At 73.4% G+C, this 24,982-nt stretch carries 24 protein-coding genes; 10 read left to right on the top strand and 14 right to left on the bottom strand.

The features are described from left to right. Positions 1-977: glycoside hydrolase family 16 protein (locus IF28_RS0134205; RefSeq protein ID WP_030228927.1), on the bottom strand; the 977-nt coding region annotated here is incomplete at its 3' end. Positions 978-1,121: 144 nt separating this feature from the next. Next, on the bottom strand, positions 1,122-1,478 hold the full coding sequence (locus IF28_RS0134200; RefSeq protein WP_030228925.1) for a hypothetical protein: 357 nt from the start codon (positions 1,476-1,478) through the stop codon (positions 1,122-1,124). Between the two features lie 182 nt (positions 1,479-1,660). On the opposite strand from IF28_RS0134200, the gene IF28_RS36690 reads away from it, so the two are divergent. The 4 genes from IF28_RS36690 (at position 1,661) to IF28_RS0134180 (ending at position 7,295) form a co-directional block, all read left to right on the top strand. Then, positions 1,661-2,491, top strand: a complete 831-nt coding sequence (locus IF28_RS36690) for a hypothetical protein (protein ID WP_037894633.1) — start codon at positions 1,661-1,663, stop codon at positions 2,489-2,491. Then, positions 2,488-4,686, top strand: coding sequence for a bifunctional serine/threonine-protein kinase/ABC transporter substrate-binding protein (locus tag IF28_RS0134190; RefSeq protein ID WP_030228917.1), 2,199 nt, complete (start codon positions 2,488-2,490; stop codon positions 4,684-4,686). The genes IF28_RS36690 and IF28_RS0134190 overlap by 4 nt, the downstream gene beginning before the upstream one ends. A gap of 4 nt (positions 4,687-4,690) precedes the next feature. Next, entirely contained in the window at positions 4,691-6,784 is a 2,094-nt protein-coding gene (locus IF28_RS0134185) for a bifunctional serine/threonine-protein kinase/ABC transporter substrate-binding protein (RefSeq protein WP_030228915.1), read from the top strand. Between the two features lie 88 nt (positions 6,785-6,872). Then, entirely contained in the window at positions 6,873-7,295 is a 423-nt protein-coding gene (locus IF28_RS0134180) for a DUF350 domain-containing protein (protein WP_030228913.1), read from the top strand. Between the two features lie 132 nt (positions 7,296-7,427). Here the strand turns inward: IF28_RS0134180 and IF28_RS0134175 are convergent, their stop codons facing one another. The 7 genes from IF28_RS0134175 to IF28_RS0134145 all read right to left on the bottom strand — a co-directional run bounded on the left by IF28_RS0134175 (position 7,428) and on the right by IF28_RS0134145 (position 12,791). Then, positions 7,428-7,874 (bottom strand): hypothetical protein, encoded by a 447-nt coding sequence (locus tag IF28_RS0134175; protein ID WP_051713975.1) that lies wholly within the window; start codon positions 7,872-7,874, stop codon positions 7,428-7,430. Between the two features lie 162 nt (positions 7,875-8,036). Then, on the bottom strand, positions 8,037-8,390 hold the full coding sequence (locus IF28_RS0134170) for a DUF3140 domain-containing protein (protein ID WP_030228908.1): 354 nt from the start codon (positions 8,388-8,390) through the stop codon (positions 8,037-8,039). After that, positions 8,387-8,620: a DUF2945 domain-containing protein gene (locus IF28_RS0134165; protein ID WP_030228906.1), complete on the bottom strand. Its 234-nt coding sequence runs from the start codon at positions 8,618-8,620 to the stop codon at positions 8,387-8,389. Before IF28_RS0134165 ends, IF28_RS0134170 begins: the two co-directional genes overlap by 4 nt. A 109-nt stretch (positions 8,621-8,729) precedes the next feature. After that, positions 8,730-10,961: a catalase/peroxidase HPI gene (gene katG, locus IF28_RS0134160; protein ID WP_030228904.1), complete on the bottom strand. Its 2,232-nt coding sequence runs from the start codon at positions 10,959-10,961 to the stop codon at positions 8,730-8,732. Between the two features lie 33 nt (positions 10,962-10,994). Beyond that, positions 10,995-11,432 carry a Fur family transcriptional regulator gene (locus IF28_RS0134155; protein WP_030228902.1) on the bottom strand — a complete coding sequence of 146 codons (438 nt, stop codon included), beginning with the start codon at positions 11,430-11,432 and terminating at the stop codon, positions 10,995-10,997. 106 nt (positions 11,433-11,538) lie between these two features. Continuing rightward, a complete protein-coding gene (locus IF28_RS0134150; protein WP_051713974.1) occupies positions 11,539-12,084 on the bottom strand; it encodes a DUF488 family protein in 546 nt (181 codons plus the stop codon). A 23-nt stretch (positions 12,085-12,107) separates the two neighbouring features. Beyond that, on the bottom strand, positions 12,108-12,791 hold the full coding sequence (locus IF28_RS0134145) for a helix-turn-helix transcriptional regulator (RefSeq protein ID WP_030228897.1): 684 nt from the start codon (positions 12,789-12,791) through the stop codon (positions 12,108-12,110). Positions 12,792-12,878: 87 nt separating this feature from the next. Between IF28_RS0134145 and IF28_RS0134140 the strand changes: the two genes are divergently transcribed. Then, on the top strand, positions 12,879-13,325 hold the full coding sequence (locus IF28_RS0134140) for a DoxX family membrane protein (RefSeq protein ID WP_030228896.1): 447 nt from the start codon (positions 12,879-12,881) through the stop codon (positions 13,323-13,325). 7 nt (positions 13,326-13,332) lie between these two features. On the opposite strand, the gene IF28_RS0134135 is transcribed toward IF28_RS0134140, so the two are convergent. Both IF28_RS0134135 and IF28_RS0134130 read right to left on the bottom strand, forming a co-directional pair. Then, positions 13,333-14,214, bottom strand: a complete 882-nt coding sequence (locus tag IF28_RS0134135) for a YegS/Rv2252/BmrU family lipid kinase (protein ID WP_030228895.1) — start codon at positions 14,212-14,214, stop codon at positions 13,333-13,335. Between the two features lie 37 nt (positions 14,215-14,251). Then, positions 14,252-15,844, bottom strand: a complete 1,593-nt coding sequence (locus IF28_RS0134130) for an FAD-binding oxidoreductase (protein ID WP_030228894.1) — start codon at positions 15,842-15,844, stop codon at positions 14,252-14,254. Between the two features lie 82 nt (positions 15,845-15,926). On the opposite strand from IF28_RS0134130, the gene IF28_RS0134125 reads away from it, so the two are divergent. After that, on the top strand, positions 15,927-16,526 hold the full coding sequence (locus IF28_RS0134125; protein ID WP_030228893.1) for a TetR/AcrR family transcriptional regulator: 600 nt from the start codon (positions 15,927-15,929) through the stop codon (positions 16,524-16,526). Beyond that, the gene (locus IF28_RS0134120) at positions 16,523-18,100 is read left to right on the top strand and encodes a glycerol-3-phosphate dehydrogenase/oxidase (protein WP_030228892.1); all 1,578 of its coding nucleotides are present in this window, start codon (positions 16,523-16,525) and stop codon (positions 18,098-18,100) included. Before IF28_RS0134125 ends, IF28_RS0134120 begins: the two co-directional genes overlap by 4 nt. Here IF28_RS0134120 and IF28_RS0134115 read toward each other — a convergent pair. After that, positions 18,088-20,139: a discoidin domain-containing protein gene (locus IF28_RS0134115; RefSeq protein WP_030228890.1), complete on the bottom strand. Its 2,052-nt coding sequence runs from the start codon at positions 20,137-20,139 to the stop codon at positions 18,088-18,090. The genes IF28_RS0134120 and IF28_RS0134115 overlap by 13 nt on opposite strands. A 125-nt stretch (positions 20,140-20,264) precedes the next feature. Then, positions 20,265-20,615 carry a hypothetical protein gene (locus IF28_RS0134110; protein WP_030228888.1) on the bottom strand — a complete coding sequence of 117 codons (351 nt, stop codon included), beginning with the start codon at positions 20,613-20,615 and terminating at the stop codon, positions 20,265-20,267. 95 nt (positions 20,616-20,710) lie between these two features. Between IF28_RS0134110 and IF28_RS0134105 the strand changes: the two genes are divergently transcribed. From IF28_RS0134105 to IF28_RS0134095, 3 genes are all read left to right on the top strand, one after another. After that, positions 20,711-21,541, top strand: coding sequence for a PP2C family protein-serine/threonine phosphatase (locus tag IF28_RS0134105; RefSeq protein ID WP_030228886.1), 831 nt, complete (start codon positions 20,711-20,713; stop codon positions 21,539-21,541). 51 nt (positions 21,542-21,592) lie between these two features. After that, on the top strand, positions 21,593-22,594 hold the full coding sequence (locus IF28_RS0134100) for an MASE1 domain-containing protein (RefSeq protein ID WP_199809083.1): 1,002 nt from the start codon (positions 21,593-21,595) through the stop codon (positions 22,592-22,594). Between the two features lie 149 nt (positions 22,595-22,743). Further along, positions 22,744-24,159 carry a hypothetical protein gene (locus IF28_RS0134095; protein WP_030228880.1) on the top strand — a complete coding sequence of 472 codons (1,416 nt, stop codon included), beginning with the start codon at positions 22,744-22,746 and terminating at the stop codon, positions 24,157-24,159. A 7-nt stretch (positions 24,160-24,166) separates the two neighbouring features. Here the strand turns inward: IF28_RS0134095 and IF28_RS0134090 are convergent, their stop codons facing one another. Beyond that, a complete protein-coding gene (locus IF28_RS0134090) occupies positions 24,167-24,979 on the bottom strand; it encodes a L,D-transpeptidase family protein (RefSeq protein WP_030228877.1) in 813 nt (270 codons plus the stop codon). Positions 24,980-24,982: the final 3 nt, after the last annotated feature.

Genomic DNA, 24,982 nt, shown 5'->3' with positions numbered 1-24,982 from the left:
CCCACGGTCCAGTTCTGCGCGGACGTCCCGTTGCAGTCGTAGAGCTGTACGGCCGTACCGTTGGCGGTGCCCGCACCGGCCACGTCCACACACTTGCCGGCCAGGCCGCGGATCGCGCCGCCGGCCGGGGAGTCACCGGTCGTCACCGACACGTGGTCCACGACGAGTTGCTGCGGGAAGACGGTGTTGCCGTCCGGGTCGCCGGGCCAGTAGCCGCCCACCGCGAGGTTGAGGATGAGGAAGTACGGCTTGTTGAACACCCACTGCTTGCCGCCGAGGTCGGCGGGGGTGCGCCGCTGGTAGACGTTGCCGTCGACGGACCAGGTGATCGAGTCCGGCGCCCAGTCCACGGCGAAGGTGTGGAAGGCGTCCGCGAAGGCCTGGCCGCCCGGCAGGGTGTAGCCGGCGCCGATGCCGCCGGATCCGGAGTAGCCGGGACCGTGGATCGTGCCGTGCACGGTGGAGGGTTCGAAGCCGACGTTCTCCATGATGTCGATCTCGCCCGAGTCCGGCCAGTTGACCGGTGTGCCCAGCATCCAGAACGCGGGCCACATGCCCTGTCCGCGCGGCACCTTCATCCGTGCCTCGACGTGCCCGTACTGGGCGGTGAACCTGCCGGAGGTGTTGAGCCGGGCCGAGGTGTACTGACAGGTGCCGTACCAGCACTGGTAGTTGGCCGGGTTCTCCTTGCGGGCCGTGATCACCAGATGGCCCTGGCCGTCCAGGGCGGCGTTCCTGTTGCCGGAGGTGTAGTACTGCCGCTCGTGGTTGTTGACGTTGTCGCCGGTCTCGGTCTGCCACTTCGAGGAGTCGACCGCGGCGCCGGCGGGCCCGTCGAAGGTGTCCGAGAACGTCACGGCGGCCGCCGCGGCGGGACCGGCCGGTTCCGCCGTCGCGGTGCCTGCCGCGCCGGAGGCGACCAGCGCGGCGGACACCGCGGCGATCAGCCATCTGCGGAGTCTGCGCGGAGAGGACATGGCTCTCCCTTTCCGTACGGCGGCCCGGAAGTCCGGGTGCGCCGAACGTGGTTGTGGGGGTGGAGGTACAACCACTTGATTTAAGAAGTGAGATAAGACGGCGTCAAGAGTCTGGTCCAGACCAGGATGCGGCGGCCCGGCGGGTCAGGCCGTGGTGCCCCACGAAGTCCGGTGTGCGCAGGCGGGATCGTGCTCGGTGGCGCACGACGTCCACCAGCGTTCGCAGCAGGCGGCCTCCACCTCGGCCTGTGCGAGCGCGGCGGCCGCCTCGTCGCGCCATGCCGCCCGGCGCCCCTCCCGTTCCCGCAGGACGGCGACGGCACGCCGCTCGTCGGCGATGACGGTCTCCCGCACGACCCCGATCACGGGGGCGAGGGAGGCGAGGGCCATCGCGAAGGTGGTCCACGGGGGGACGGTGCCCCAGGTGCGGACGGTGCAGAAGGAGAGCCAGAGGGCGACGGCGGCGTACATGGCGATGAGAGTGCGGCTGCCGCTGCTCATGGCTGGTTCTCCTTCACGGTCCGTCCCGTGGACTTCTGATGCCCCGGATGTGCGCGGGCATGACTCCTGGACGACGACCGAGACCAAGTCCCTTTGTATGCGGTCGAGTTGCTACCCCGTCACCCCCACCATGCGCCACACTGCCTTCGACAGGACCGACCGTTGGGGAGCGGGGGCGGGACATGGTCGCGCACAGACCGGTCGTGGCCGTGACGGCGGCGGCGCTGCTGCTGGTGGGATGCACCGGCGGGACGGACGACGGGGCCGGCACCCCCGAGCCGTCGCCGGGCGGGAAGAGTTCGGCGGCCGGACCGGGTTCGGGCCCGTCCGCGCCCGCCCCGTACACCGTGGCGGAGGACCGGGCGCCGGGCAGCCGTTCGGAGGCGGTCGCGTTCGTGCGCGGACTCGCCGTACGGCCCGACTACTTCGGCGTCGGGTTCCGCCGGCAGCGGCCGTACGAGAGCGATCCGGCCGAGTGGGCGGTGCTCGGCGAGGACTGTCTGTGGCGCCGTGAGCCGCTGCCGGACCGGGTACTGGCCAGCCTCACACGGGCGTTCGTGCTGCCGGCGGCGAAGGGCAAGGAGGCCGTGCGGGTGAACCTCACGGTGACGGTGCACGGGGACGTCACGGGCGGGCGCCGGGACATGGCGGTCTCCCTGGAGGAGGCGCTGCGCTGCCCGGAACAGCGGCTCAACGCCACCGAGCGGGTGCGAGGGCTGTACTCGCAGGCCAACCCGTTCGGCGAGGAGCGCAACGCGATCGCCGACGACGATCTGGTGGAGACCGGGGAGTATCTGGTGGACGGGGAGAAGGATCCGCGCGCCTTCGACTGGTACAAGTACCGGCTCGGTCCCGTCACCGTGGCCGCGACCGCCCGGATCGGCGCCGGGCGCGGCGAGGAGGAGCGGTCCGCGATATCGGCGGACGTGGCCAAGGGGGTCGGTTTCGTCGCCGCCGACATCGACCGGCTGGCCGGGGCCGGGGAGCCGGGCGCGAAGGGGGCGTCACGATGAGCGAGCCGCTGCGGCCCTCCGACCCCTCACGTATCGCCGGATTCCGGTTGCTGCGGCGCCTCGGCGCGGGCGGCATGGGCGTGGTCTATCTGGGGCGCACCGGCTCCGGGAGGCTGGCAGCGGTCAAGGTGATCCAGGCCGGGGGCGCCGCCGACGAGGACTTCCGGGCCCGGTTCGCCCGGGAGACGGAGCTGGCCCGGCGGGTGGACAACCCCTGGGTCGTACCGGTGCTCGAGGCGGACGCCGACGCCCGGACGCCGTGGCTGGCCACCGCGTTCGTGCCCGGTCCGTCGCTGGCCGAGGCCGTGGCGGCGCACGGCCCGCTGCCGCCCCGGGCGGCGCGGGTGCTGGGGGCGCTGCTGGCCGGTGCGCTGGCCGACGTCCACGCGGCGGGGCTGGTGCACCGTGACGTGAAGCCCGGCAACGTGCTGCTGGCGCCGGACGGGCCGCGGCTCATCGACTTCGGTATCGCGCGTGCCGTCGACGACACCACGCTGACCGCGCCGGGCCTGGTGGTCGGCACCCCCGGCTTCCTCGCCCCGGAGCAGGCGCGCGGTGAGCCGGCCACGGCCGCGAGCGATGTCTTCGCGCTGGGCTGCGTCCTGGCGTACGCGATGTCCGGCCGGCCGCCGTTCGGCAGCGGGGAGCCGGACGCGCTGCTGTACCGCACCGTGCACGACGATCCCGGCCTCGACGGGGTGGAGGCCGCGTCGCGGGAACTGGTGGCGCGCTGTCTCGGCAAGGACCCGCAGGGCCGCCCCACGGCGGTGGAGACGGCACGGCAGCTGGCCGAGGACGTCCCGGACGGCGCGAGCTGGCTCCCCGACCCGGTGGCCCGGATGGTCGCCGCGCGCTCCGCCGAGAGCCTCGCCCTGCCCGGGATCGAGCCGACGGTCGTGAACGAGGCGACGTCCTCCGGCGGCGCGGACACGCCGCAGGACCCCGTGCGCCGGCCGGCCAGGCGCCGGCTGCTGCTGGCCGGCGGGGCGCTGCTGCTGACCGCGGGCGGCGCGACCACGGCGGCGGTGCTCGCCTCCCGGGACGACGGCCCGGGCGGCTCGGGCCCAAAGCTCCCCTCGTACGTGCTCGGTGTGCACTCCACCCGTGGTGCTCCGGCCGCCCTGTTCAGCCGGGCGTGTGAGCGCGCGGCGCGTCTCGCGGTCGCCCAGCACAACGCCGGCCCCCGGCGTGCCTACGACCTGACGGTGCGGGTGGCCCGGGACCGCGGTGACGCCGTGAGCGCCCGGGAGGTGGCCCGTGCCTTCACGGCCGACCGGGACGTGGTCGCCGTCCTCGGGCCGGTCACCGAGATCCCGATGCGGACCGCCGCGAACGTCTACGGCGAGGCGGGGCTCACCCATGTGTCCAGCACCACGGGCCAGCAGGACTACTTCCTGCTGTCGCCGAAGTCGTCGTTCCAGAGCGGCGCGCCCCATTCGGCGCTCGGCACCTGGATCGCGCTGCACGCCCTGGTGACGAAGCAGTTGGGCCGGATCGGTGTGGTGATCGACCGGTCGGGCGGGACGACCGTCCAGGAGCAGGGCACCCTGCTGGTCAGACAGTGGCGGGACACGCTGGGCGGCGAGGCGGTGCCCAGGGTGGTGGCGGAGGAGACGGACGACGCCCCCGCCGCCGTGCGCTCACTGCTGACTGCGGGCGTCGACGCCTTCGCCTGTTTCGGCACGCTGGACGGAACCGTCCGGGCGGCCCGTGAGCTCGCGGCGGCCGGTTTCGACGGGCCGCGCTGGATGCAGCACCTGCTGTACGGGTCGGCGTTCCCGCGGCAGGCGGGTGCGGCGGGCGAGGGCTGGTACGTGGTGACGGCCGCCGTCGACGCCAACGCGCTGGAGACCGAGCGGGCCCGGGCGTTCACGACGGCGTGGCGCCACCTGCACGGCTCCGCGCCGGGTCCCTACGCCGCCGAGGCCTACGACACCGCGCGGATGCTGCTGGCGGAGTTCGCGCGGACGGTCCCCGCCCGCGGCGGGCGCCGGCCGGCGCGGGCCGCGCTCGGCGGGCGGATGGCGAAGGCCACGTACACGGGCGTCTCCCGCGGCTACGCCTTCGGCGACTTCCACGAGTACCACAGCGACAACCAGGGCTGGTCCGACAGCACGTTCGTCCACCAGGTGCGTGACGGGCGGTTCGTGCAACGGGGTTCGCTGACCGATCTGCAGCGCGCGACGGAGGCCTAGGGGTATGGAGCGGCTGCGGCCGTTCGATCCCTCGGAGATCGGCGGCCACCGGCTGGCGGGCCGGCTCGGCGCGGGCGGCATGGGTGTCGTCTATCTCGCGCGCTCCCCGCACGGCGCCTGGTGCGCGCTCAAGGTCGTCCGGGCCGAGCACGCCGACGACCCCGGTTTCCGGGCGCGGTTCCGCAGGGAGACGGAGCTCGCCGCCCGGCTGAGCGGCCGCTGGACGGTGCCGGTCGTCGCGGCCGACGCCGAGGCGCGTTCCCCGTGGCTGGCCACCGCCTATGTGCCGGGCCCCTCGCTCGCCGAGGCGATCGCCCGCCACGGCGTCTGGCCCGAGGAGCAACTGCGGTCGCTGGGCGCCGCGCTGGCCGGGGCACTGGAGGACGTGCACGCGGCGGGGCTGGTGCACCGGGACGTGAAACCGTCGAACGTGCTCCTCACCGCCGACGGTCCCCGGCTGATCGACTTCGGAATCGCCCGGGCGGTCGGAGCGACGGCGCTGACCGCCGACGGCTCGGTGGTGGGCTCCCCGGGGTATCTCTCCCCGGAGCAGGCGCGGGGCCGTACGGTGGGCCCGGCCGGCGATGTGTTCTCCCTCGGCTGTGTCCTCGCCCACGCGGCCACGGGCCGGGCGGTGTTCGGCGCCGGCGGTGCGGCGGGGGTGCTGTACCGGACCGTGCACGAGGAGCCGGACCTGGAGGGTGTACCGGCCGCTCTGCGCGAGATCGTACGGCGGTGTCTCGCGAAGGATCCCGGGGAGCGTCCCACCGTCGCCGAACTCCGTTCGAGGTTCGGGGAGTTCGAGGCGGCCGGCTGGCTGCCGGAGGGGCTGCCCGCGCTCGTCGCCGCGCAGGCCACGCGCGTCGTGGACCTGCCCGTGCCCGAACCCACCGTCGTCGGCGGGGTGCCGACCGGACCGTCCCCCACCCGTCGGCGGCTGCTCACGACCGGGGCGGTGCTCGGCGTCGGGGCCACGGCGGCGGGCGCCTGGTGGTTCCGGTCCCGGGGCGCCCCGGTGCCGCCCTTGACCGGGGACCGGCCGGCGTATGCCGTCGGGCTGCTCGGGGATCGGACGGACGGTGCCTTCACGGCCCAGGAGCGCGGTGCGCGGCTGGCCGTCGACGAGCACAACCGCGATGTGCGGCGGGAGTTCGACCTGGCGCTGCGCACGGCCGCCGACAGTGGTACGGCGGAGGGTTCCGCGCGTGCGGCGGCCGCGCTGGCCGGCGCGAGGGATCTGGCGGTGGTCGTCTGCGCCGGCACGAACGCGACCGTCCCCACGGCCGTGCAGGCCTGTACCCGGGCGCGGATCACCGCGCTGGTGGTCAGGGCCGACAGCAGCCTGCTGGACAGCGCCAACCTCACCACCGCGCTGCTGCTGCGGCCGACCAGGTCGGCTGGGCCGCCGGCGATCCTGCGCCATCTCAACCGCGTGGTGAGACCCGCCCGGACAGTGGTCGTGCACGATCTCACCGACGCCGCCGAGACCGTGCCGTACGTCCGCATCGTCACGGTGTACGGAAAGCTCGACGGGGCGACGGCGGTGGAGGAGGTCGCGGCGGACGAGGGCTTCGCCGCCGTCGCCGGGCGCGTCGCCGAACGTCCCCGGGACGCGGTGATGTTCGCCGGTGTGCGTCCGGAGCGCGCCGCCGCCTTCGCCCGCGCGCTGCGGGAGGCGGGCCACCGCGGGGCGCGGGTCGCGGAGGAACGGGTGCTCGGCGGCCGGTTCCTCGCCGAGGCGGAGGGCTGGCTGGTGGGCACCGCGTACGCCGACGCCGAGGCCGACCCGCGCACCCGGGCCTTCGCCGCCGCCCACCGCGATCGCCACGGCCGCTCCCCCGCGCCCTGGGCGGCCGAGGCCTACGACGCCGTACGGTTCGCCGCCCACGGCCTCGTCAACGCCGGCGCCGACGGCCCCTCCGCCCTCCGCTCCGAACTGCTGCGCACCCCCTGGCAGGGCATCACCCGCCGGTTCTCCTACGATCCCGGCGGCCAGTTCTACGACGCCGACCGGGACGGCGGCGCTTTCCTGTACCGGATCAGCGACGGCGCCGCGCGCTTCGTCGCCCGTGCCGACGACATCGGGGCCGGGGGATGACGGGGCAGCGGCCCGGGGCGTCGAACGGGTGCGCTACATTTTGCACGCCCTTGACCGCGATCATTCACCCTACGGAGCCGGCACCCCCATGAGCGACATCGTCAACGGACTCGGCCGGGCCACCGCCTACGGCGCACTCGGACTGGTCCTGCTGGTCCTCGGCATCGTCCTGGTCGACGTGCTGACGCCCGGAAAGCTCGGCCGGCAGATCTGGCAGGAGCGCAACCGCAACGCCGCGCTGGTGCTGAGCTCCGCGCTGCTCGGCATCGGCGGGATCGTGTTCACGTCGATCTGGACGACGTACGAGGACTTCGGCAAGGGGCTGGCGTCGACGGCGACGTTCGGTGTGCTGGGGCTGGTGATGATGGCCGTGGCGTTCCTGGTCGTGGACCTCATCACCCCGGGGCGCCTGGGCGCCACGCTGGTCGAGCCCGAACCCCACCCGGCGGTCTGGGTGACGGCGTCCTGCAACCTCGCGGTCTCGGCCGTCATCGCGGCGTCCATCGCCTGACACGGGGACTTCGGACCGCCCGGCAGCCGCGTACGGCAGCCGGGCGGTACCGGTTTCGGGGGCCGGCACGGCGCCCTCGGGATTCCCGTTCTCGATACGTCACGTCCAAGGCGGCCCAGCGCCCCTGCCCGGTCAGGCCACGCGGGCGCGTTCGCGGGGTGTGCGTATCGGCTCGAAGCTGGTTCGGGGGGCCGGTTCGGGGCGGGTGGCGGGCTGCGGGCGGGCCGCGGGGCGGACGCGGTAGGTGGTGCGGTTGGGGTCCACCACGGGCTCGCCCAGGGTGATCCGGCCGGCCGCGTGCAGCGCGTCGCACTCGGCGGTCGGCAGGGACGCGTAGCAGCCGCCCGTGCCGGTGGGGTCGACCGGGCGCCAGTAGCTGTACCTGCGGCGGCCGTTGGCGTACTCGGTCACGTACGTGGGGGTGCGGGGGTCGGAGATGATGCGCAGCACGTCGGCGCGGTCGGTGCCGGCCAGGTTGTGCTTCCGGGAGGGAGCGGCCGGGAGTTCGGTCGTCACCGGCCGGCGCCGCTGGGTCGGCAGGGCGATGAGGGTGTTCGGACGGTCGACGGTGGCGAGCATCTGCAGAACCTTTCCGGAGCCGGGACACGAGACCGTCTACCCAGCGCGGCGCCGGAGTTGATCTCCTTTTCCGATCATTGTGCTACGTCACACCGACAACGCGCGGGCGACGCGCCCGGTTCCCGGTGCGGAAGGCCGTAAGTCGCCGTTCCAACGCGGTTGTCACCGGGGCGAGTTCACCAGCGGGTCGTGGCCCCAGTTCATCAGTGAGCGGCGCCAGCGGGTGTCTCGAACATCACCGGACGGGCGTTGGGCGAGATGGCGGCGGATGTAGCCGACGACCTTGCGCATATGGGCGTAGTCGTCGGCGGAGAGGTCCTTGCGGGCGGTGCGCAGGATGGTGACGATGCGCCGGCCCGAGGCGTGGCCGGTGGACTCGCCGCCGTCCTCGTGCTGTCCCGCGTCACGGGACTCCTCCGTGCCGAGCCACTTCTCCAGTTCGGCCGGCTTCATGGTGACCAGTTCGCGGAACTCGTCCCAGGTCTCGTCCTCCCGGTCCGCGGCCCCGGCGCTCACTTCCTCTTCCTGAGCGCCGAGGGCTTGTGGACCGCCGGCCTGCCCGACTTCTCGCTGCGCACCTCGTACTGCGGTTCCTCCTCGGAGGCGGCGACCGTACGTCCGGCCGCCTCGGTGCGCTCGGTGATCTTCTTCTCGACCTTGCCCCCGGTCTCGCTGCCGTGGCTGCTCCAGGCGACCTCGTCGCCCTCGTGGAGGTCCTTCCCGCGGTCGCTGCTGCCCTTGCCCATCCCAGGCGCCTCCTTCAGGTGGCGGTCGGCTCACTTCAAGCCTGGTGGCAGGGCGGCCCGCGCGCATCCCGGGCCGGCCGTTCCCGCGGGCCGGCCCGGGATGTGCGGATCAGACGAGGTCGAACCGGTCGAGGTTCATCACCTTGTCCCACGCCTTGACGAAGTCCCGCACGAAGGTCTCCTTGGCGTCGTCGCTCGCGTAGACCTCCGCGAGCGCGCGCAGCTCGGAGTTCGAGCCGAACACGAGGTCGGCACGGGTGCCGGTCCACCTGACCTCGCCGGTGGCCGCGTCACGGCCCTCGAACGTGGTCTGGTCCTCGGACGTCGCCTGCCACGTGGTGCCCAGGTCGAGCAGGTTGACGAAGAAGTCGTTGGTCAGGGTCCCGGGGGCCGTGGTGAGCACACCGAGCGACGACTGCTGGTAGGTCGCGCCCAGCACCCGCAGCCCGCCGACGAGGACGGTCATCTCGGGGGCGCTCAGGGTGAGCAGATTGGCCTTGTCGAGGAGCAGGAACTCGGCCGGCAGCCGGTTGCCCTTGCCCAGGTAGTTGCGGAAGCCGTCGGCGGCCGGCTCGAGCGGGGCGAAGGACTCCGCGTCGGTCTGCTCCTGCGCGGCGTCCACACGGCCCGGCGTGAACGGCACCTCGATCTCGACGCCGCCGTCCCGGGCGGCCTTCTCGACGCCCGCGGCGCCGGCCAGCACGATCAGGTCGGCCAGCGAGACCTGCTTGCCTCCGGCCCGCCCGGCGTTGAAGGACTCCTGGACGCCCTCCAGGGTGCGCAGCACCGCGGCCAGGCGGTCGGGGTCGTTGGCCTCCCAGCCGCGCTGCGGCTCCAGGCGGACGCGCGCACCGTCGGCGCCGCCGCGCTTGTCGCTGCCGCGGAAGGAGGAGGCCGACGCCCATGCCGTCGAGACCAGGTCGGCCACCGACAGCCCGGAGGCGAGCACCCGCTCCTTGAGGGCGGCGACGTCCGCGGCGTCGATCAGGTCGTGGGTGCGCTCCGGCAGCGGGTCCTGCCACAGCAGGGTCTCGGCCGGCACCTCGGGGCCGAGGTACAGCGACTTCGGGCCCATGTCGCGGTGGGTCAGTTTGTACCAGGCGCGGGCGAAGGCGTCCGCGAACTCGTCCGGGTTCTCCAGGAAGCGCCGGGAGATCGGGCCGTAGACCGGGTCGAAGCGGAGCGCGAGGTCCGTCGTGAGCATCGTCGGCTGGTGGCTCTTCGACGCGTCGTGGGCGTCGGGCACGGTGCCGGCGCCCGCACCGTCCTTCGGCCGCCACTGGTTGGCGCCCGCGGGGCTCTTGAACAGCTCCCACTCGTAGCCGAAGAGGATCTCGAAGAAGCTGTTGTCCCAGGTCGTCGGCGTGTTGGTCCACGTCACCTCGAGACCGCTGGTGATCGTGTCACCGCCCTTGCCGGTGCCGAAGGTGCTCTTCCAGCCCAGGCCCTGCTCCCCCAGGCCGGCGGCCTCCGGGTCGTCGCCCACGTGGTCGGCGGGGCCGGCGCCGTGGGTCTTGCCGAAGGTGTGGCCGCCCGCGATGAGGGCGACGGTCTCCTCGTCGTTCATCGCCATCCGGCGGAACGTCTCGCGGATGTCGCGGGCCGAGGCGATCGGGTCCGGATTGCCGCCCGGGCCCTCCGGGTTGACGTAGATGAGGCCCATCTGGACGGCGCCGAGCGGGTTCTCCAGCTCCCGGTCGCCGGTGTAGCGCTCGTCGCCGAGCCAGGTGGACTCGGGACCCCAGTACACGTCCTCCTCGGGCTCCCAGACGTCGGCGCGGCCGCCGGCGAAGCCGAAGGGGGTGAAGCCCATGGACTCCAGGGCGACGTTGCCGGAGAGGATCAGCAGGTCGGCCCAGGACAGGCTCTTGCCGTACTTCTTCTTGACGGGCCACAGCAGCCGGCGCGCCTTGTCGAGGTTGGCGTTGTCCGGCCAGCTGTTGAGCGGGGCGAAGCGCTGCTGGCCGGCGCCGGCGCCGCCGCGGCCGTCGCTGATGCGGTAGGTGCCGGCGCTGTGCCAGGCCATCCGGACGATGAGCGGGCCGTAGTGGCCGAAGTCGGCGGGCCACCAGTCCTGCGAGGTGGTCAGCACCTCGGCGATGTCCCGCTTCACCGCGGGCAGGTCGAGGGCCCGGAACGCCTCGGCGTAGTCGAAGTCCTCACCCAGCGGGTTCGCCACGGCCGGGTTCTTGGCGAGGATCTTCAGGTTGAGGCGCTCGGGCCACCACCGGTGGTTTCCGCCGCCCTGGGTGGGGTGCGGGGCGCGACCGTGCGCGACCGGGCAGCCACCTGCCTCCTGTGCCTTGGGTTCGGTGACGATCGCGTCGTGGTTCTCGGTCATGGGAGTCCTTCCGGGCGAAACGGTTCGCGCAGTTCAGCTACTGCGGGAGGTGGAACAGCCGGGGCACCGGCCCCAGTAGACGACCTCGGCCTCGTCGATCACGAAGCCGTGGCTGTCGGAGGGGGTCAGACACGGGGCGTCGCCGACCGCGCAGTCGACGTCGGCGACGGTGCCGCAGGACCGGCACACCAGATGGTGGTGGTTGTCCCCGACGCGCCCGCCGTACCGGGCGGGGCCGCCGGCCGGTGCGATACGGCGCACCAGCCCCGCCCCGGTGAGCGCGTGGAGCGCCTCGTACACCGCCTGCAGGGAGACGTGCCCGATACGCCGGCGCACTTCGGAGGCGAGGTCCTCGGCGCCGAGGTGGCCGCCCTGGCGGACGGCTTCCAGGAGGGCGACGCGGGCGGCCGTCGCGCGCAGGCCCGCGGCGCGGAGCTCCTCGGCGGTGGTCGGCGGCCGGGATGCGGTCATGGGGCGAACCTACAACCCCAGACACGACCAATTCCAGAGAACGAACGGATCCAGTCTTGGGGCGCGTCCGGTAACGGCGGGTGACTCCCGAGTTGCGTCCGGCCGCCTAGCGTGACACGGCGTCGGTGTCGTCGTAGACGAGCAGGCCGTCGGCGCGCAGGCGGGCGCCCGGGGTGGGGGTGTGCGGCGTGTGGCGTCCGTCGTGCATCAGATGACGGGCCGGCACGTCGCGGGCGAGGACGGCGAAGTCGGCGATGAGCCGCCGGTGGCACCGCCACCACACGGACTCGCCGCACATGACCGCCGTGGGCTCGCGGGCGGCCTGCTCGAGCAGGGTGTCCATCGCGGCGAGGAATCCGGGGGTGCGGGTGTGGGCGGCGTAGCCGCGGAAGGAGTCGTTGCGCCAGACGGTGTCGGGCGAGTCGGACGGCGGTTTGCGGAAGCCGCCGAGATCCCGCTCCCAGCGGTAGGAGATGCCCTCCCCGGGCAGCCATACGGCGAGCCGGTCGCGCCCGAGGTCCGGGTCGCGGCGGCTGCCGGGGCCGGTCCGGACGTCCACGACGGCGGTGATCCCGGCGTCGTGCAGCAGCCGGGCGAGGGCCTCCCGGCCGGCGGTGCCGTGGCCGAAGGTGGACAGCTCGCGCGGGGTCATGGCGCACCTCCGGGGCGGCGGGTTCAGGCGGCGGGCTCCAGGCGGACGCAGCACCGGCCGGGTTCGGGGGCCAGGCGGGCCTCGTACCCCGTGTCGCCGCCGAGTCCCTCGAGCACACCGCACATCAAGTGCAGGTTCATGCCGCAGACCGTCTGCGTGTGGGCCCGGGCGAGGGCGTGGAAGGGGCAGTTGCCGAGGACGACGGACGCGTCCTCGCGGCGGGGCTCGAATCCGTACCGTTCCAGCACCCGTACGACCTCCTGTCCGTCGCCGTCCTCCCCCAGCCGGACGCCCGTCTCGCGTGCCCTGCGGTGCAGCACCTCGCGTACGGGTTCCCCGGTGGCGCCGGATTCCTCCACGGCCTGGGCGAGCAGCCGGCCGGCGAGTTCGTACCGGCGGTCGGGGAGGCTGACGCTGATCTGCTCCCCGGAGCGGCGGTAGAGCTTCGCGGGGCGGCCCGCGCCCGGTCCGCTGCGTCCGCTGCGCCGTACATGGAGCACGTCGAGGAGGTGTTCGGCGGCCAGCCGGTCCAGGTGGAACGCCGCGGTCTGCCGCGCGAGGCCGAGGGCCTCGGCCGCCTCGTCCCGGCCGACCGGGTGCGGCCGGCGCACCACGTAGTCGTACAGCCTCCGGCGGGTGGGCTCGTCCAGAGCGGCGATGGCGGAGACGTCCTTGTCGCGTACTTCTTCCGTGTCGTCCACGAACACCAGTGTAAAAGCAACAGCCATTGACTAAAGAAGGAAACCCCGCTTCTATAATTAACGAGAGTTGTCGATAGAAGAAGGGTGCAGGTCATGACCTCCACAACCACGGGCGGCCCCTCGGTCGCGCCCCGGCGGGCCGCGCTCGCCGACCCCGGCTATCAGGCGTTCGTCATCCTGCGTACGGCGTTCACCGTGGCGCCGGTCCTGTTCGGACTGGACAAGTTCGCGAACCTCCTCACCGACTGGCCCGGCTATCTCGCGCCGTGGATCGACGACGTCGTCCCGGGCAGCGCCCAGTCGGCGATGTACGCGGTGGGGGTGATCGAGATCGTGGCCGGTGTCGTCGTGGGCCTCGCGCCGCGCTTCGGGGGCTGGCTGGTGGCCGGCTGGCTCGCGGGGATCATCGTCGATCTGCTGACGATTCCCGATTACTACGACGTCGCCCTGCGCGACTTCGGGCTGCTGCTCGCGGCGGTGGCGCTCGCCAGGCTGGCCCAGCGCTACCACGGCACGCCCGCTTCCGACGACGGCCGGTGACGGCCGGTCAGTACAGGACGCGCAGGGCGTCGGGCAGGACCCTGACCGTGACGGGGAGGACGGAGTCGACCTCCCCGTCGGCCCCGTAGGGGACCTCCCGGTCGGCCGCTATCCGGATCTCCCGGCCGCGCAGGACCCGTACCTGCGGCCGGTGGACGTGGGCACCGGTCCTGAGCTCCTTCATCAGGGCGAAGAACAGCCGCCGGGGCGCCTCGCGGATCAGGACGACGTCCAGCAGGCCGTCGTCCACGCGGGCGTCCGGGGCGACGAGGCGGCCGGAGCCGTAGTAGCCCGAGTTGGCGGCGACCACCGTGTACCCGGTGTGGGTGAGTTCCTCGCCGTCGACGGTGACCCGGAAACGGGCCGCCCGCCAGGTGGTGACGGCGCGCAGGCCGCCCGCGTAGTAGGAGGCGGAGCCGCGCAGCCGGGACCGGTTGGCGTGGCGGTTGGCCAGCGCGTCCACCCCGGCGTAGACGCTGCCGAGGACGACGGTGCGGTCGTGGACGGCGGAGCTGACCTCGACGGTGTCGACCGGCCGGGGTGCGGCGTGCAGCAGGACGCGGGCCAGGGCCGCCGGGTCCCGGGGCAGACCCAGGGCGCGGGCGAAGTCGTTGCCGCGGCCCGCGGGGACCAGGCCGAGGACCGCGTCGGTCCCGCTGAGCGCGCCGCCGACGCCGCCCGCGATGCCGTCCCCGCCGACCGCGAGCACGATTCGGCCCTCCTGCCCGGCCTCACGGGCCAGTCGGCGCGCGTGGGCGAGGCTGCGGCTGTACTCGGTGCGCAGGTCCGCGCCCTCCTCGCGGAGCAGCCTGGCCAGGGCGAGCAGTGCGGCGGCCGCTGTGGCGGCCGCGCCCGCGGTGGGGTTGACGACGGCGGTGAACTGGCGCATCGGGGTGCCTCCGGGGCGGGCGGTCGGGGGTTCTCGGTCAGTCGGCGGGCAGCAGGACGCCGGGGCTGAGCAGCCCCGCCGGGTCCAGCCGCCGTTTCACCGCGCGCAGGGCGTCGATGCCCAGCGGGCCCGCCTCACGGACGTACCAGTCCCGGTGGTCGGTGCCGACGCCGTGGTGGTGGCTGATGGTGCCGCCGGCTGCGAGGATCGCCTCGCCCGCGGCGTGCTTGGCGCGGGTCCAGTGCGCCACGGCGTCCTCACCCCGGGCACCGACCACGGTGAAGTAGAGCGAGGCGCCGTTCTCGTAGACGTGCGAGATGTGGCACATGACCAGGGGCGGGGTGCCGGCCCCGGTGAGGGTGGTGGTGAGCGCGTCGCGGACGGCGGCGTACAGCGCGGGGATCCGGGACCAGAACGTGGCCGTCTCCAGCGTCTCGGCGAAGGCCCCGGCGTCGAGGAGCGCGTCGCGCAGATACGGGGCCGAGTAGCGGCCGTGTGCCCAGCGCCGCCCCGGCTCGTCCCCGACGGGCGTTCCGCCGCATCCGCGCAGCACGGCGGCGGCGTGTTCCCCGCGGTGGGCGGTGTCCTCCGCCGTGCCCTCGTATCCGGCGACGGCCGTGCAGCCGGCGGACCGGCGCGCGCCGGCGCCGATGGCATCGGGGTCGGCGAGGCCTATCAGGGTCTCGGTCTCGTCGGACAGCCGCAGCACGGTCGGCCGGGGCCCGTCCTGGGCGAGCCGGCGCAGTGCGGTGGCCCCCTCCTCGAAGGTGGGGAAGTGCCAGCCCTCGTAGTGGCGGGTCTCCGGCACGGGGCGGACGCGGACGGTCACCGAGGTGATCACGCCGAAGGCGCCCTCCGAGCCGAGGATCAGCTGGCGCAGGTCGGGTCCCGCCGCCGAGCGCGGGGCGCGGCCGGTGTCGAGGGTGCCCTGGGGGGTGGCGAGGGTGAGGGCCAGGACCATCTCGTCGAAGCGGCCGTATCCGGCGGACGCCTGGCCGCTGGAGCGGGTGGCGGCGAAGCCGCCGACGGTGGCCCACTCGTAGGACTGGGGGAAGTGGCCGAGGGTGAAGCCGTGTTCGGCGAGCAGCGCCTCCGCCCGCGGGCCGCGCAGGCCGGGTTGCAGGGTGGCGGTGCGGGAGACGGGGTCGAGGTCGAGCAGGCCGTCCATGCGCCGCAGGTCGAGGGCGACGAAGGGACCGCGCCGTGCGGGCGCGAGACCGCCGACGACGGAGGTGCCGCCGCCGAACGGCACCAGCGGCAGGCCGTGTCCGGCGCAGACCCGCAGCACGGCGAGCACCTCGTCGTGGCCGCCGGGCAGGAGTACGGCGGCGGGGACGTCGGTGAGGTCGCCCTCGCGCATGCGCAGCAGGTCGGGGGTGGACTTCCCGCGCGTGTGCCGGACGCGGGTCCCGGCGTCGGTGCGCACGTGGGCGTCGCCGCCCAGGGCGGCGGCCAGGGCGCGGTGCGCGGACCGGTCCAACGGGCTCTCCGGGACGCTCAGGTCCTCGAGGGCGAGGGGTTCGGTCTCGCGGGGTTCGACGCCGAGCAGATCGCGCAGCAGCCCGATCACCGTGTCGGGCAGCGGCGTCGCCCGGGCCGGGTCGCCCCAGCCGTTCCACAGCATGTCCATGCGTGCCGTCCTCACCGGTCGGTCGGAATGACGGGGCCGCCGGTCTCGACCGGCCACCCCAGCGGGCGTTACACTGTGACACATGACGCCCATTCGTCACAACGGTTCGGACAACGACGCGGTCCTCGACGCGGTACGGGACTGTGTCCTGGCCGTCGGGGTCCGCCGCACCACGCTCACCGACGTCGCCCGGCGCGCCGGGGTCTCCCGGATGACCCTGTACCGGCGGTGGCCCGATGTGCGGTCGCTGGTCGGCGATCTGATGACCCGCGAGTGGATCGCCGTGGCCACCGGCGCCATCCCCGAGCGCGGTCCCGGGATGCCGATGCGCGGCGTGATCACCGAGGGGCTGGTGGCGGCGGTCCGCGCGTTCGGCGCCCACCCGCTCTTCCGGAAGATCCTCGACGTGGACCCCGAACTGCTCCTGCCCTATGTGCTCGACCGCCGCGGCGCGAGCCAGGAGGCCCTGCTGGAGCGGCTCGCCGACTCGCTGCGCGAGGGCCACGCCGACGGCTCGGTGCGCGCCGCGCCTCCCGAACGGCAGGCGCGGGCGGTGCTGTTGATCGCGCAGTCCTTCACGCTGTCCCTGCGGACCATGACCGACGAGGACGACCCCGAGCTCACGGCCGAGGCGTTCCTCGGCGAACTGCGCCACATCCTGGAGAGGACCCTCACCCCATGACCCCCCTCGCCGGCCCGGCCTCCGCCTCGTCCCTGTCCACCGCCCGCCGCGCGCGGGAACTGGCCGATTCCGTGGACGGCCCCACGGTGGACGTGCTGGTCGTCGGCCTCGGCGCCACGGGCGCGGGGGTGGCGCTGGACGCCGCCGCGCGCGGGCTGAGCGTGGTCGCCGTCGACGCCCACGACCTAGCGTTCGGCACCTCGAGGTTCAGCAGCAAGCTCATCCACGGCGGGCTGCGCTATCTCGCCTCGGGCCGGCTCGACGTCGCGCACGAGAGCGCGGTGGAGCGCGGGGTGCTGATGGAGCGCACCGCGCCCCATCTCGTGGCGGCCCAGCCGTTCGTACTGCCGCTCACCCCGCTGGTGTCGCGCGGTGGGGCCGCCCTGGCGCGGGCCGGGTTCCGGGCCGGGGACACCCTGCGCCTGGCCGCCCGTACGGCGCGGGCCACCCTGCCCCCGCCGCGCCGGCTGTCCGCGGTGGAGACCCGGCATCTCGCCCCCGCCCTGCGGCGCGACGGGCTGCGCGGCGGACTGCTGTCCTGGGACGGCCGGCTCACCGACGACGCCCGCCTCGTCACCGCCCTCGCCCGTACGGCGGCGGGGCGCGGCGCGCGTGTCCTGACCCGGGTGCGGGCCCTGGAGCTGGGCGCGACGGGAGCCCGGGTCCGCGACGAACTCACCGGCGAGGAGGGCGGGATCAGCGCCCGCGCGGTGATCAACGCGTGCGGTGTGTGGTCGGGAGGCCTCGTCGACGGGGTCCGGATACGGCCCTCGCGCGGCACCCACCTCGTCCTGCGCCCCGAGAGCCTCGGCCCGCTGACCGCGGGCCTGCACATCCCGGTCCCCGGGGAGAGCAACCGCTTCGTCCTGGTGCTGCCCCAGGACGACGGCCGGGTCTACGTCGGCCTCACCGACGAACCCGTGGACGGGGACATCCCCGACGTCCCCCGGGCGCCCGAGACGGACATCGGCTTCCTCCTCGACGTGCTCGGCTCCGTGCTGCACGCGCCGGTCCGACGCGCCGACGTCGTCGGCGCGTTCGCCGGACTGCGGCCCCTGCTGGACTCCACGCGCCCGGGTGCGGCACCGAGGACCGCCGACCTGTCACGACGGCACGCGGTCCTCACCTCCGGCGAGGGTGTCGTCACGGTCGTCGGCGGCAAACTCACCACGTACCGGCGGATGGCCGAGGACGCGGTCGACACCGCCGTACGCCTGCGGGGCCTGCCGGCCGGGCCGTCCGTCACCGCGTCGCTGCCCCTGGTGGGGGCCGCGCCGCCGCAGGTCCTCGCCGACCTGCCCGCGCCCCGCCGGCTCGTCGGGCGGTACGGCACCGAGGCACCGGCGGTGCACGCGCTCGGCGCGCGGGACCCGCGGCTGGGCGAGCCGGTGCTGCCCGGACATCCGGTCACCGGTGCCGAGTTGGTGTGGGCCCTGCGGCACGAGGGCGCGCTCGACGAGGAGGACGTCCTCGACCGCCGTACCCGGATCGGGCTCGTCCCCGCCGACCGGGAGACGGCCCTGGCGACGGTCCGCACGGCGGTCGAGGCCCACGGGTCCGGTCACCGGCCCTGAACGCCCACCTCCCGGAGCGAGTAGCCCCACTCGGTCCCCCGGTCCGTGAACCGCACGCGCAGATAGCGGGCCGGTGAGGGCGCGAACGTGGCCGTGTCCAGCCCGCCGTCGCCGGCGGTGGTGGACCAGGCCGTACGCCAGTCGACGCCGTCGGTGGAGAGTTCGACGCGGTACGACGTGCCGTACGCGCGCTCCCAGTCCAGCGTGACCCGTCCGACCTGACGGGTGGCGCCGAGGTCGAGGCGCAGCCACTGGTCGTCGCTCCAGTCGCTGGCCCAGCGGGTACCCCGGTCGCCGTCCACGGCCCGGCCGGGCGCGTAGCTGGTGAACGGGTTCCACTCCGCCGAACTCGCCGTCGCCGTCGCGCCGTCGGCGAGGTTCGCCCCGGCCCGGTGCTGTTCGGAGGCGCCCCAGGTGTCGAGGTAGGACTCGGCGCCCTTGAAGAGGTCGTCGACCACGTGCTGTCCGCCGACGCGCCGGATGTCCTCGATCCAGTCGGGGACGAGTCCGTAGTGCGCCGCCCCGTCGATGTTCAGGTCCCAGGTGCGTTCGCCGGCGGTCTGCCGGTCGAGGACGGAGCCGCCGTCGACACTGCGGAAGGGGTACGTGACGGCGTTCGGGGCGTCCGCGCCGCGCGGGGCGGGCCAGCCGCCGACGCCGTTCATGTCGGTGCCGTAGCCGTAGCCCACGCCGTACTCGTCGCGCAGTGCCGCGGTGCGGTCCGCCTCGTCGACGAAGTCCTCCGAGCCGTGCATGTACTGGGCGACGAACCCGCCGAGGCCGTAGACCCGCTCGGTCCAGTCGAGGTCCATCCAGCTGTGCGACGAGAGCACTCCGGGATACGACGCGGACTCGAAGATGTCGAGGACACGGCCGGTGGCCTTGACGCTCATGTGGTCGATCTCGAGCATCATGTTGCGTTCCATCATGCCGCGCACGGCGTACTCGCCGAGTTCGGTGAGCCCGCGGGTGTTGCACCGCGCGTCCTCGTCGTACGAGGGCACCTCGACGCCGGCCGGGAGTTCCTTCTCGGCGCCGGGCGCGGCGGCGAGGCCGATGGGGTTGTCGTGCTGGGGCCCGGCGCACTTCTCGGTCTGCCAGAAGGTGCCGGTGGACAGGAACTGGCCGACGTTGATGGCGGTGCCGAGGGCGCCCTCGTCGAAGCGCACGCCGCACAGCGCGTTGTCGAACTTGTGGCACAGGAACATGCTGCGCACGCCGAGCGCGTACAGCTCGTCCAGCCCCGCGTCGATGTCGCCCCTGTCGCACTGGGCGATGTCCAGGACCTGCTTGCACCCGAAGGGTTCGGAGGTCTCGACGCCGAGGACGACCGCGAGCCTGCCCTGGGCGATGACGTCACGGGCCTGGGCGCTGTCGGTGACGATCCGGAACCAGCCCTTTCCCGGTCCGCCGTACATGCCGTCGATGTACGCCTGCATGTCGTACGTCAGTTTCGCCTGCAGCCGGATGGACGTCATCTCGTCGCAGCTGCGGTCCTTGAAGAAGTACACGGAGCAGATCACGCCATTGGTGACGAGGTCGTTGACGAGCACCCGCTGGCCGCCGCGCCAGGCACGCTCGATCCAGGCGTAGTAGTTCTGCTGGTGGGTCAGGGAGTCGTGCGCGGGCCAGTCCTTGAAGGTGGGCCAGCCGACCGGGTCGTGTCTGCCGTCGCCCCCGTTGGTGATGAAGTCGAAGAGGGCGAGGGAGCCGTCGGGGTAGTGCTCGGGGCAGTCCTTGAGCGCGTCGGCGATCCCCTTCGTGGAGAACGCCTTGCCGCAGATGAGCCGCCCGCCGAACGCCTCATTGGCCATGATGTGGTTGTGCGCGTCGACGAACCCGCGTACCTCGCCGGCGGCGTTCGTGCCCTTGAACGGCTCCCCGGTGACATTGACCCCGGAGTCCGGCGCGGGGCGGGCGACGGGGTCCCACCAGTCGCCGCCGGCGGCGGAGCTGGGCGTGGGGCCGAGGGCCGCGGCCAGCACGAGGAGGAGCAGCGTGACGACGGCGGTGTGGCGCCGTCCGCGATACGTGGGCATGGACGCACGTCCCTCCGTCGACGGAGCTTGTCATGACCGGCGCAAGTTATGGCCAGAGAATGGCTACTGACGCGTACGGAGTCAAGAGCACGCGCACCGGCGGTCCGCTCCGCCCGGCCGGCGGGCTACCGCTCGCCGCTCTTCTCGTAGTGCAGCGAGATGGAGCGGAGCACGTCGGCGGAGGACACGTCGGTACGGCCCTCGTCGTGGATCTCGGCGAGCTGGACGAAGGCGAAGGTGAGGGCGGAGGCGATCTGCACGATGGCGGGGCCCAGCTTCTCGGTGACGATGTCCGCCACCTCGCGCGCGCTCGCGTCGGCCGGCAGCTGGATCCTGGGCAGCATCTCCTCCAGCAGCTGCGCGACGGCGCCGCTGCGCCCCACGTCGGCGTCCGGGTCCGCCCGCAGTCGCCTCCGCATCTCCAGGGCCTCGGTGAGGATGCCGACACTCCGCTGCATGATCTCCCGCTGCTCCATGGCCACAGCCTAGACATGGACTGGCCCGCCCGAACCGGTTCCGACTATCATCCTTTTCATATGTAAATGCGAGCTCTGTTCCGAGTGAGTGATCCATGTCCCGCACCGGCGCCACGGACGACGGCGACGAGCTGCTGATCAGGCTCGGGACGCTGACCGCGCAGGCGCGCGCCCAGGCGGAGGTGCAGCGCTCCCGGGTCGAACTGGCCATCGCCCTGCAGCGCGGGATGCTGCCGCGCGGACTGCCGGTCGCCGAGGGGGTGCGGCTGGCCGTGCGGTACGCCCCCGCGTACCAGGGGCTCAATGTCGGCGGGGACTGGTACGACGCGTTCACCATGACCGACGGCCGGATCGGACTGTCGATCGGCGACGTCCAGGGGCACAACATCGAGGCGGCCGCCTTCATGGGGCAGGTCCGGGTCGGTCTGCGGGCGCTCGCCTCCGTCGACAGCAATCCGGGCGAACTGCTCGCCCGGACCAATGAACTGCTGCTGTCCCTGAGCTCGGACCTCTTCGCCACCTGCACCTTCATGCGGCTCGATCCGGCCACCCGGGTGCTGGAGAGCGCGCGGGCCGGGCATCTGCCGTGCGTGTGGGCCACCGCGGACGGCCGCTCGGGCGTGAGCGACGACGAGGGCGGCCCTCCGCTGGGGATCCAGCACGGGGTCGACTACCCCGTCACCCGCTACCGGCTCGACCAGGGCGGGGTGTTCGTGCTGCTCACCGACGGGGTCGTGGAGGGGCCCTCCCTGCATCTCGACGAGGGACTGGAGCAGGTGGCGCGGCTCGCGGGCGTGGCGGCGGTCGCACGGCTGGACATGGACGCGCTCGCCGCCGCCGTGATCAAGCAGGCGGAGCAGGTGGGGCACGAGGACGACGCGGCCGTCCTGGTGATCGGGCACGACGGACCGGCCTTTCAGCCATAGGGCCGCAGGCCCGCGCCTCTCACCTCGCCGACACGGCCGCCCCGGTGTCTGATGGCGAGTGTGGTGGCCCGCGAGGATCTTCGTACACCGGCCGTCTTCGTGCTGGAGACACTGGCCGTCGCCGGCTGCTATTACGCGGGCGGACGGCTGGGGCTGATGCGTGAACTCCGGGTCGGCGGTTCGGTCGTCTCACCCGTCTGGCCGCCGACGGGAGTGGCCGTCGCCTGCCTGCTCGTCCTCGGGCTGCGCTGCTGGGCCGGTATCGCGCTCGGCGCCCTGCTGATCCTGCTCCACCTCACCACGCTGCGGCTGTCCTCGCTCGGCGTCCTCGTCGGCAACACCGCCGCGCCGGTGGTCGGGTACCTGCTGCTGCGCAGGGTGGGTTTCCGCATGGATCTCACCCGATTACGCGACTGTCTCTCCCTGGTGTTCCTCGGCGCGTTCGCGGCCATGCTGATCAGTTCGACCACGGGCGCCGTGATGCTCCTCGCCACGGGCGACCTCCCGGCGGCGCATTTCTGGCTGGTGTGGCTCGCGTGGTGGGTGGGTGACGCGATGGGGGTGCTGCTCGTCGCCCCGGTGCTGCTCGTGCTGTACCGCGTGCGGGCGCCGGTGCCGTGGCAGCGGTGGGTGGAGGGGGTGGTGCTGGCGGTGATCGCGGCCGGTCTCGTGCCGCTGGCCACGCACAGCCGGGCCAGTCTGCTGTTCGTCATCTACCCGCTGCTGATCTGGGCGGCGCTGCGCTTCCAGCTGGCGGGGAGCATGGCGTGCGCGCTGTTCGCGTCCGTCATGGCGACGATCTCGGCGACGGACCGGGTGGGGCCGTTCCGGAATCTGAGCGAGGTGGAGGTGCTGAGCAATCTGCAGGCGTTCAACGGGGCGCTGGCGTTGACGGCGTTGCTGTTGTCGGCGGTGATCACGGAGCAGCGGAATACCCGGCGGTCGGTGGAGCGGGCGTGTCAGGAGCTGGTGGAAGTGCTGGAGCACTTGACGGCGGGGGAGGCGGGGGGCCGCCCGCCTCCGCCTCCGCCGCCGCGGCGGGAGGGGGAGTGATGTCCGCCCGCCCCCGCCGCCTCTTTCCGGCCCCGGGGCTCCGCCCCGGACCCCGCTCCCCGCTCCCCGGACGCCGGAGGGGCGAACACTATGAACGTAAAACGTGAGGCCATGGCCCCGGCGGAGTCGGGTTCCTAGCATCGCCGGTCATGAACCGATCACGTCACACGGTGAGTCTCGGGCTCGCCGGCGCCGCCCTCCTCGCCCTCACCCAGGCACCCGCCGCCCATGCCGCGGAGACGGCGCCCGCCCCCGTCGCCTGCCCCGCCCCCCTCGCCGGGAAGGCGGCCTGCTACACCGGTCGGGACGACAACGGCGCCCACTACGCGATAGCGATCCCCCACCGCTGGAACCACAAGCTCGTCGTCCACTCGCACGGCGGCCCGGACCTCGGCGACGAGTCCGACCCCGAGCGCAGCGTCGGGGATCTGGAGCGCTGGCAGGTCATGGTGGACCAGGGCTATGCCTGGGCCGGTTCGTCGTACCGCCGTGGCGGCTACGGCACCCGGATGGCCGCGACCGACACCGAGAACCTCCGCCGGCTGTTCACCGAGGAGTTCGGAAGTCCGCGGCGGACGTACCTCCACGGCCAGTCCTGGGGTGGCGACGTGGCCGCCAAGACCATCGAGATGTACGGCGGTGCGCACGGCCCCTACGACGGCGCGCTGCTCACCAACGGCGTCCTCGGCGGCGGCTCCCGCGGCTACGACTACCGGGTCGATCTGCGCGTCGTCTACCAGTACTACTGTCAGAACCTGCCGCGCCCGAGTGAGCCGCAGTACCCGCTGTGGCAGGGGCTGCGTCCCACGTCGACGCTGACGACGACCGGAATGCGCGCCAGGCTGCGGGAGTGCACCGGCTACGACCTCCCGTCCGGGGAGCGCACGGCGCTGCAGCAGCGCAACCTGGACGACATCCTCGCCGTCACCAAGGTTCCCGAGCGGACGCTGGAGTCGCATCTGCGCTTCTCCGTCTTCACGTTCCGGGACATCGTGCACAAGCGGCTGGGCGACCGTAACCCGTTCACCAACGTGGGGGTGCGGTACTCCGGTTCGCACGACGACAAGGCGCTCAACGCGGGCGTGGAACGCTTTACCGCCGATCCGACGGCCGAACGCGATCTGTCGTACGACAGTGACCTCACCGGCAAGGTGAGGATCCCGGTGCTCACGCTGCACGCCATCGACGACCCGACCGCGTTCGTCGAGCACGAGGCGGCCTACCGGGACACCCTCGCCGGCGCGCACCGGGACCGGCATCTGGTGCAGACGTTCACCGACGAGCACGAGCACAGCGGGCTGAGCACGTCGGAGTACGCCAACTCGATCACGGCGCTGGACCGTTGGGTGCGCGGCGGCGACAAGCCGACCCCGCGGTCGGTCGCGGCGTCCTGCGCAGCCTTCGACCGTACGTACGGCACCGGCTGCTTCTACGAGCCGGAGTACCGGCCGTCCTCGTACGCCTCGCGTGTCGAACCGCGTCCGGGCGGCAGGACGTGGCCGGCGATGACGGCCGCGCAGGAGAAGGCCTGGAGCCGTGTCGACGGGGTCGGCATCGCTCCCTGAGGCCGTGTCACTCGCGCAGGGAGGCGGCGTCGCCCATGACGATCACGGGGTGCCGGCCGGGGTCGAGGGTGCGCAGGAGCTCCTTCATATGGGTCTCCGAGAGGCTGACGCAGCCCTGGGTGGGCCCCCCGTGGTCCACGTGCAGCCAGATGCCGCCGCCCCGGTCGGCGCCCAGCGGACGGGTCAGGTCCAGCGGGGAGGTGCCCGGCTCACGGTTGTAGTCGATGGCGACGACGTAGTCGAAGGAGCCTTCCAGCGGTTCGCCCTCGAAACCGGTGCCGCCGACGGCGAACCCGTCGGACCTGTCGTACGGCAGCCGGCTGCCGGGATCGGGCAGCAGCCCCCCGGCGTCGGTGAGGGTGAACACGCCGACGGGTGAACGCAGGTCGCCCGCCCAGTGGTCGTCGGTCCAGCCCTTGAGGGCGTTGTGCGCGGGCCACCCCGGACCGCTCTCCCATCCGGCCCCGGTGTGCCGGTACAGCACGACCCGGGAACGGTTGGCGTCCTTGCCGGCGCCGGTGACGACGACCACCTGGCGGGCGTTCGCCGGGATCCACGCGCGGGTGCGGGGGCCCAGGCCGGGAATCCGGGCGGGCGACGCCGGCGTTCCGGTGCCGGCCCGGCCCTGCGTGGTGTTGCCGGTGCCGGGCGCGGTGCCCGCGGCGCCCGGTGCCCCGGCCGTCGGGGCGCCCCCCGTCGGGTTGGTGCCGGTGCCCGCCGCGCATCCGCTGAGCGCCGCCAGCAGGACGGGGACGAGGACGACGGCACGGTACGGAGCGCGGCGGCGCGGGCGGGGCGGGCAGTCGATCGATGAAGCCATGTC

Origin of the sequence: Streptomyces sp. NRRL WC-3626 (assembly GCF_000718785.1) — a bacterium.
GTDB lineage: Bacteria > Actinomycetota > Actinomycetes > Streptomycetales > Streptomycetaceae > Streptomyces > Streptomyces edwardsiae.
The sequence above is the reverse complement of the archived record's forward strand: the minus strand, read 5'-3'. Positions and strand labels throughout refer to the sequence as shown.

Bases quoted from the DNA above. Each gene is read 5' to 3' on its own strand.
- IF28_RS0134200 (WP_030228925.1), bottom strand. From the start codon at position 1,478: ATGAGCAGCGGCAGCCGCACTCTCATCGCCATGTACGCCGCCGTCGCC.
- IF28_RS36690 (WP_037894633.1), top strand. From the start codon at position 1,661: ATGGTCGCGCACAGACCGGTCGTGGCCGTGACGGCGGCGGCGCTGCTG.
- IF28_RS0134190 (WP_030228917.1), top strand. From the start codon at position 2,488: ATGAGCGAGCCGCTGCGGCCCTCCGACCCCTCACGTATCGCCGGATTC.
- IF28_RS0134185 (WP_030228915.1), top strand. From the start codon at position 4,691: ATGGAGCGGCTGCGGCCGTTCGATCCCTCGGAGATCGGCGGCCACCGG.
- IF28_RS0134180 (WP_030228913.1), top strand. From the start codon at position 6,873: ATGAGCGACATCGTCAACGGACTCGGCCGGGCCACCGCCTACGGCGCA.
- IF28_RS0134175 (WP_051713975.1), bottom strand. From the start codon at position 7,874: ATGCTCGCCACCGTCGACCGTCCGAACACCCTCATCGCCCTGCCGACC.
- IF28_RS0134165 (WP_030228906.1), bottom strand. From the start codon at position 8,620: ATGGGCAAGGGCAGCAGCGACCGCGGGAAGGACCTCCACGAGGGCGAC.
- katG (WP_030228904.1), bottom strand. From the start codon at position 10,961: ATGACCGAGAACCACGACGCGATCGTCACCGAACCCAAGGCACAGGAG.
- IF28_RS0134155 (WP_030228902.1), bottom strand. From the start codon at position 11,432: ATGACCGCATCCCGGCCGCCGACCACCGCCGAGGAGCTCCGCGCCGCG.
- IF28_RS0134150 (WP_051713974.1), bottom strand. From the start codon at position 12,084: ATGACCCCGCGCGAGCTGTCCACCTTCGGCCACGGCACCGCCGGCCGG.
- IF28_RS0134140 (WP_030228896.1), top strand. From the start codon at position 12,879: ATGACCTCCACAACCACGGGCGGCCCCTCGGTCGCGCCCCGGCGGGCC.
- IF28_RS0134135 (WP_030228895.1), bottom strand. From the start codon at position 14,214: ATGCGCCAGTTCACCGCCGTCGTCAACCCCACCGCGGGCGCGGCCGCC.
- IF28_RS0134130 (WP_030228894.1), bottom strand. From the start codon at position 15,844: ATGGACATGCTGTGGAACGGCTGGGGCGACCCGGCCCGGGCGACGCCG.
- IF28_RS0134125 (WP_030228893.1), top strand. From the start codon at position 15,927: ATGACGCCCATTCGTCACAACGGTTCGGACAACGACGCGGTCCTCGAC.
- IF28_RS0134120 (WP_030228892.1), top strand. From the start codon at position 16,523: ATGACCCCCCTCGCCGGCCCGGCCTCCGCCTCGTCCCTGTCCACCGCC.
- IF28_RS0134115 (WP_030228890.1), bottom strand. From the start codon at position 20,139: ATGCCCACGTATCGCGGACGGCGCCACACCGCCGTCGTCACGCTGCTC.
- IF28_RS0134110 (WP_030228888.1), bottom strand. From the start codon at position 20,615: ATGGAGCAGCGGGAGATCATGCAGCGGAGTGTCGGCATCCTCACCGAG.
- IF28_RS0134105 (WP_030228886.1), top strand. From the start codon at position 20,711: ATGTCCCGCACCGGCGCCACGGACGACGGCGACGAGCTGCTGATCAGG.
- IF28_RS0134100 (WP_199809083.1), top strand. From the start codon at position 21,593: ATGGCGAGTGTGGTGGCCCGCGAGGATCTTCGTACACCGGCCGTCTTC.
- IF28_RS0134095 (WP_030228880.1), top strand. From the start codon at position 22,744: ATGAACCGATCACGTCACACGGTGAGTCTCGGGCTCGCCGGCGCCGCC.
- IF28_RS0134090 (WP_030228877.1), bottom strand. From the start codon at position 24,979: ATGGCTTCATCGATCGACTGCCCGCCCCGCCCGCGCCGCCGCGCTCCG.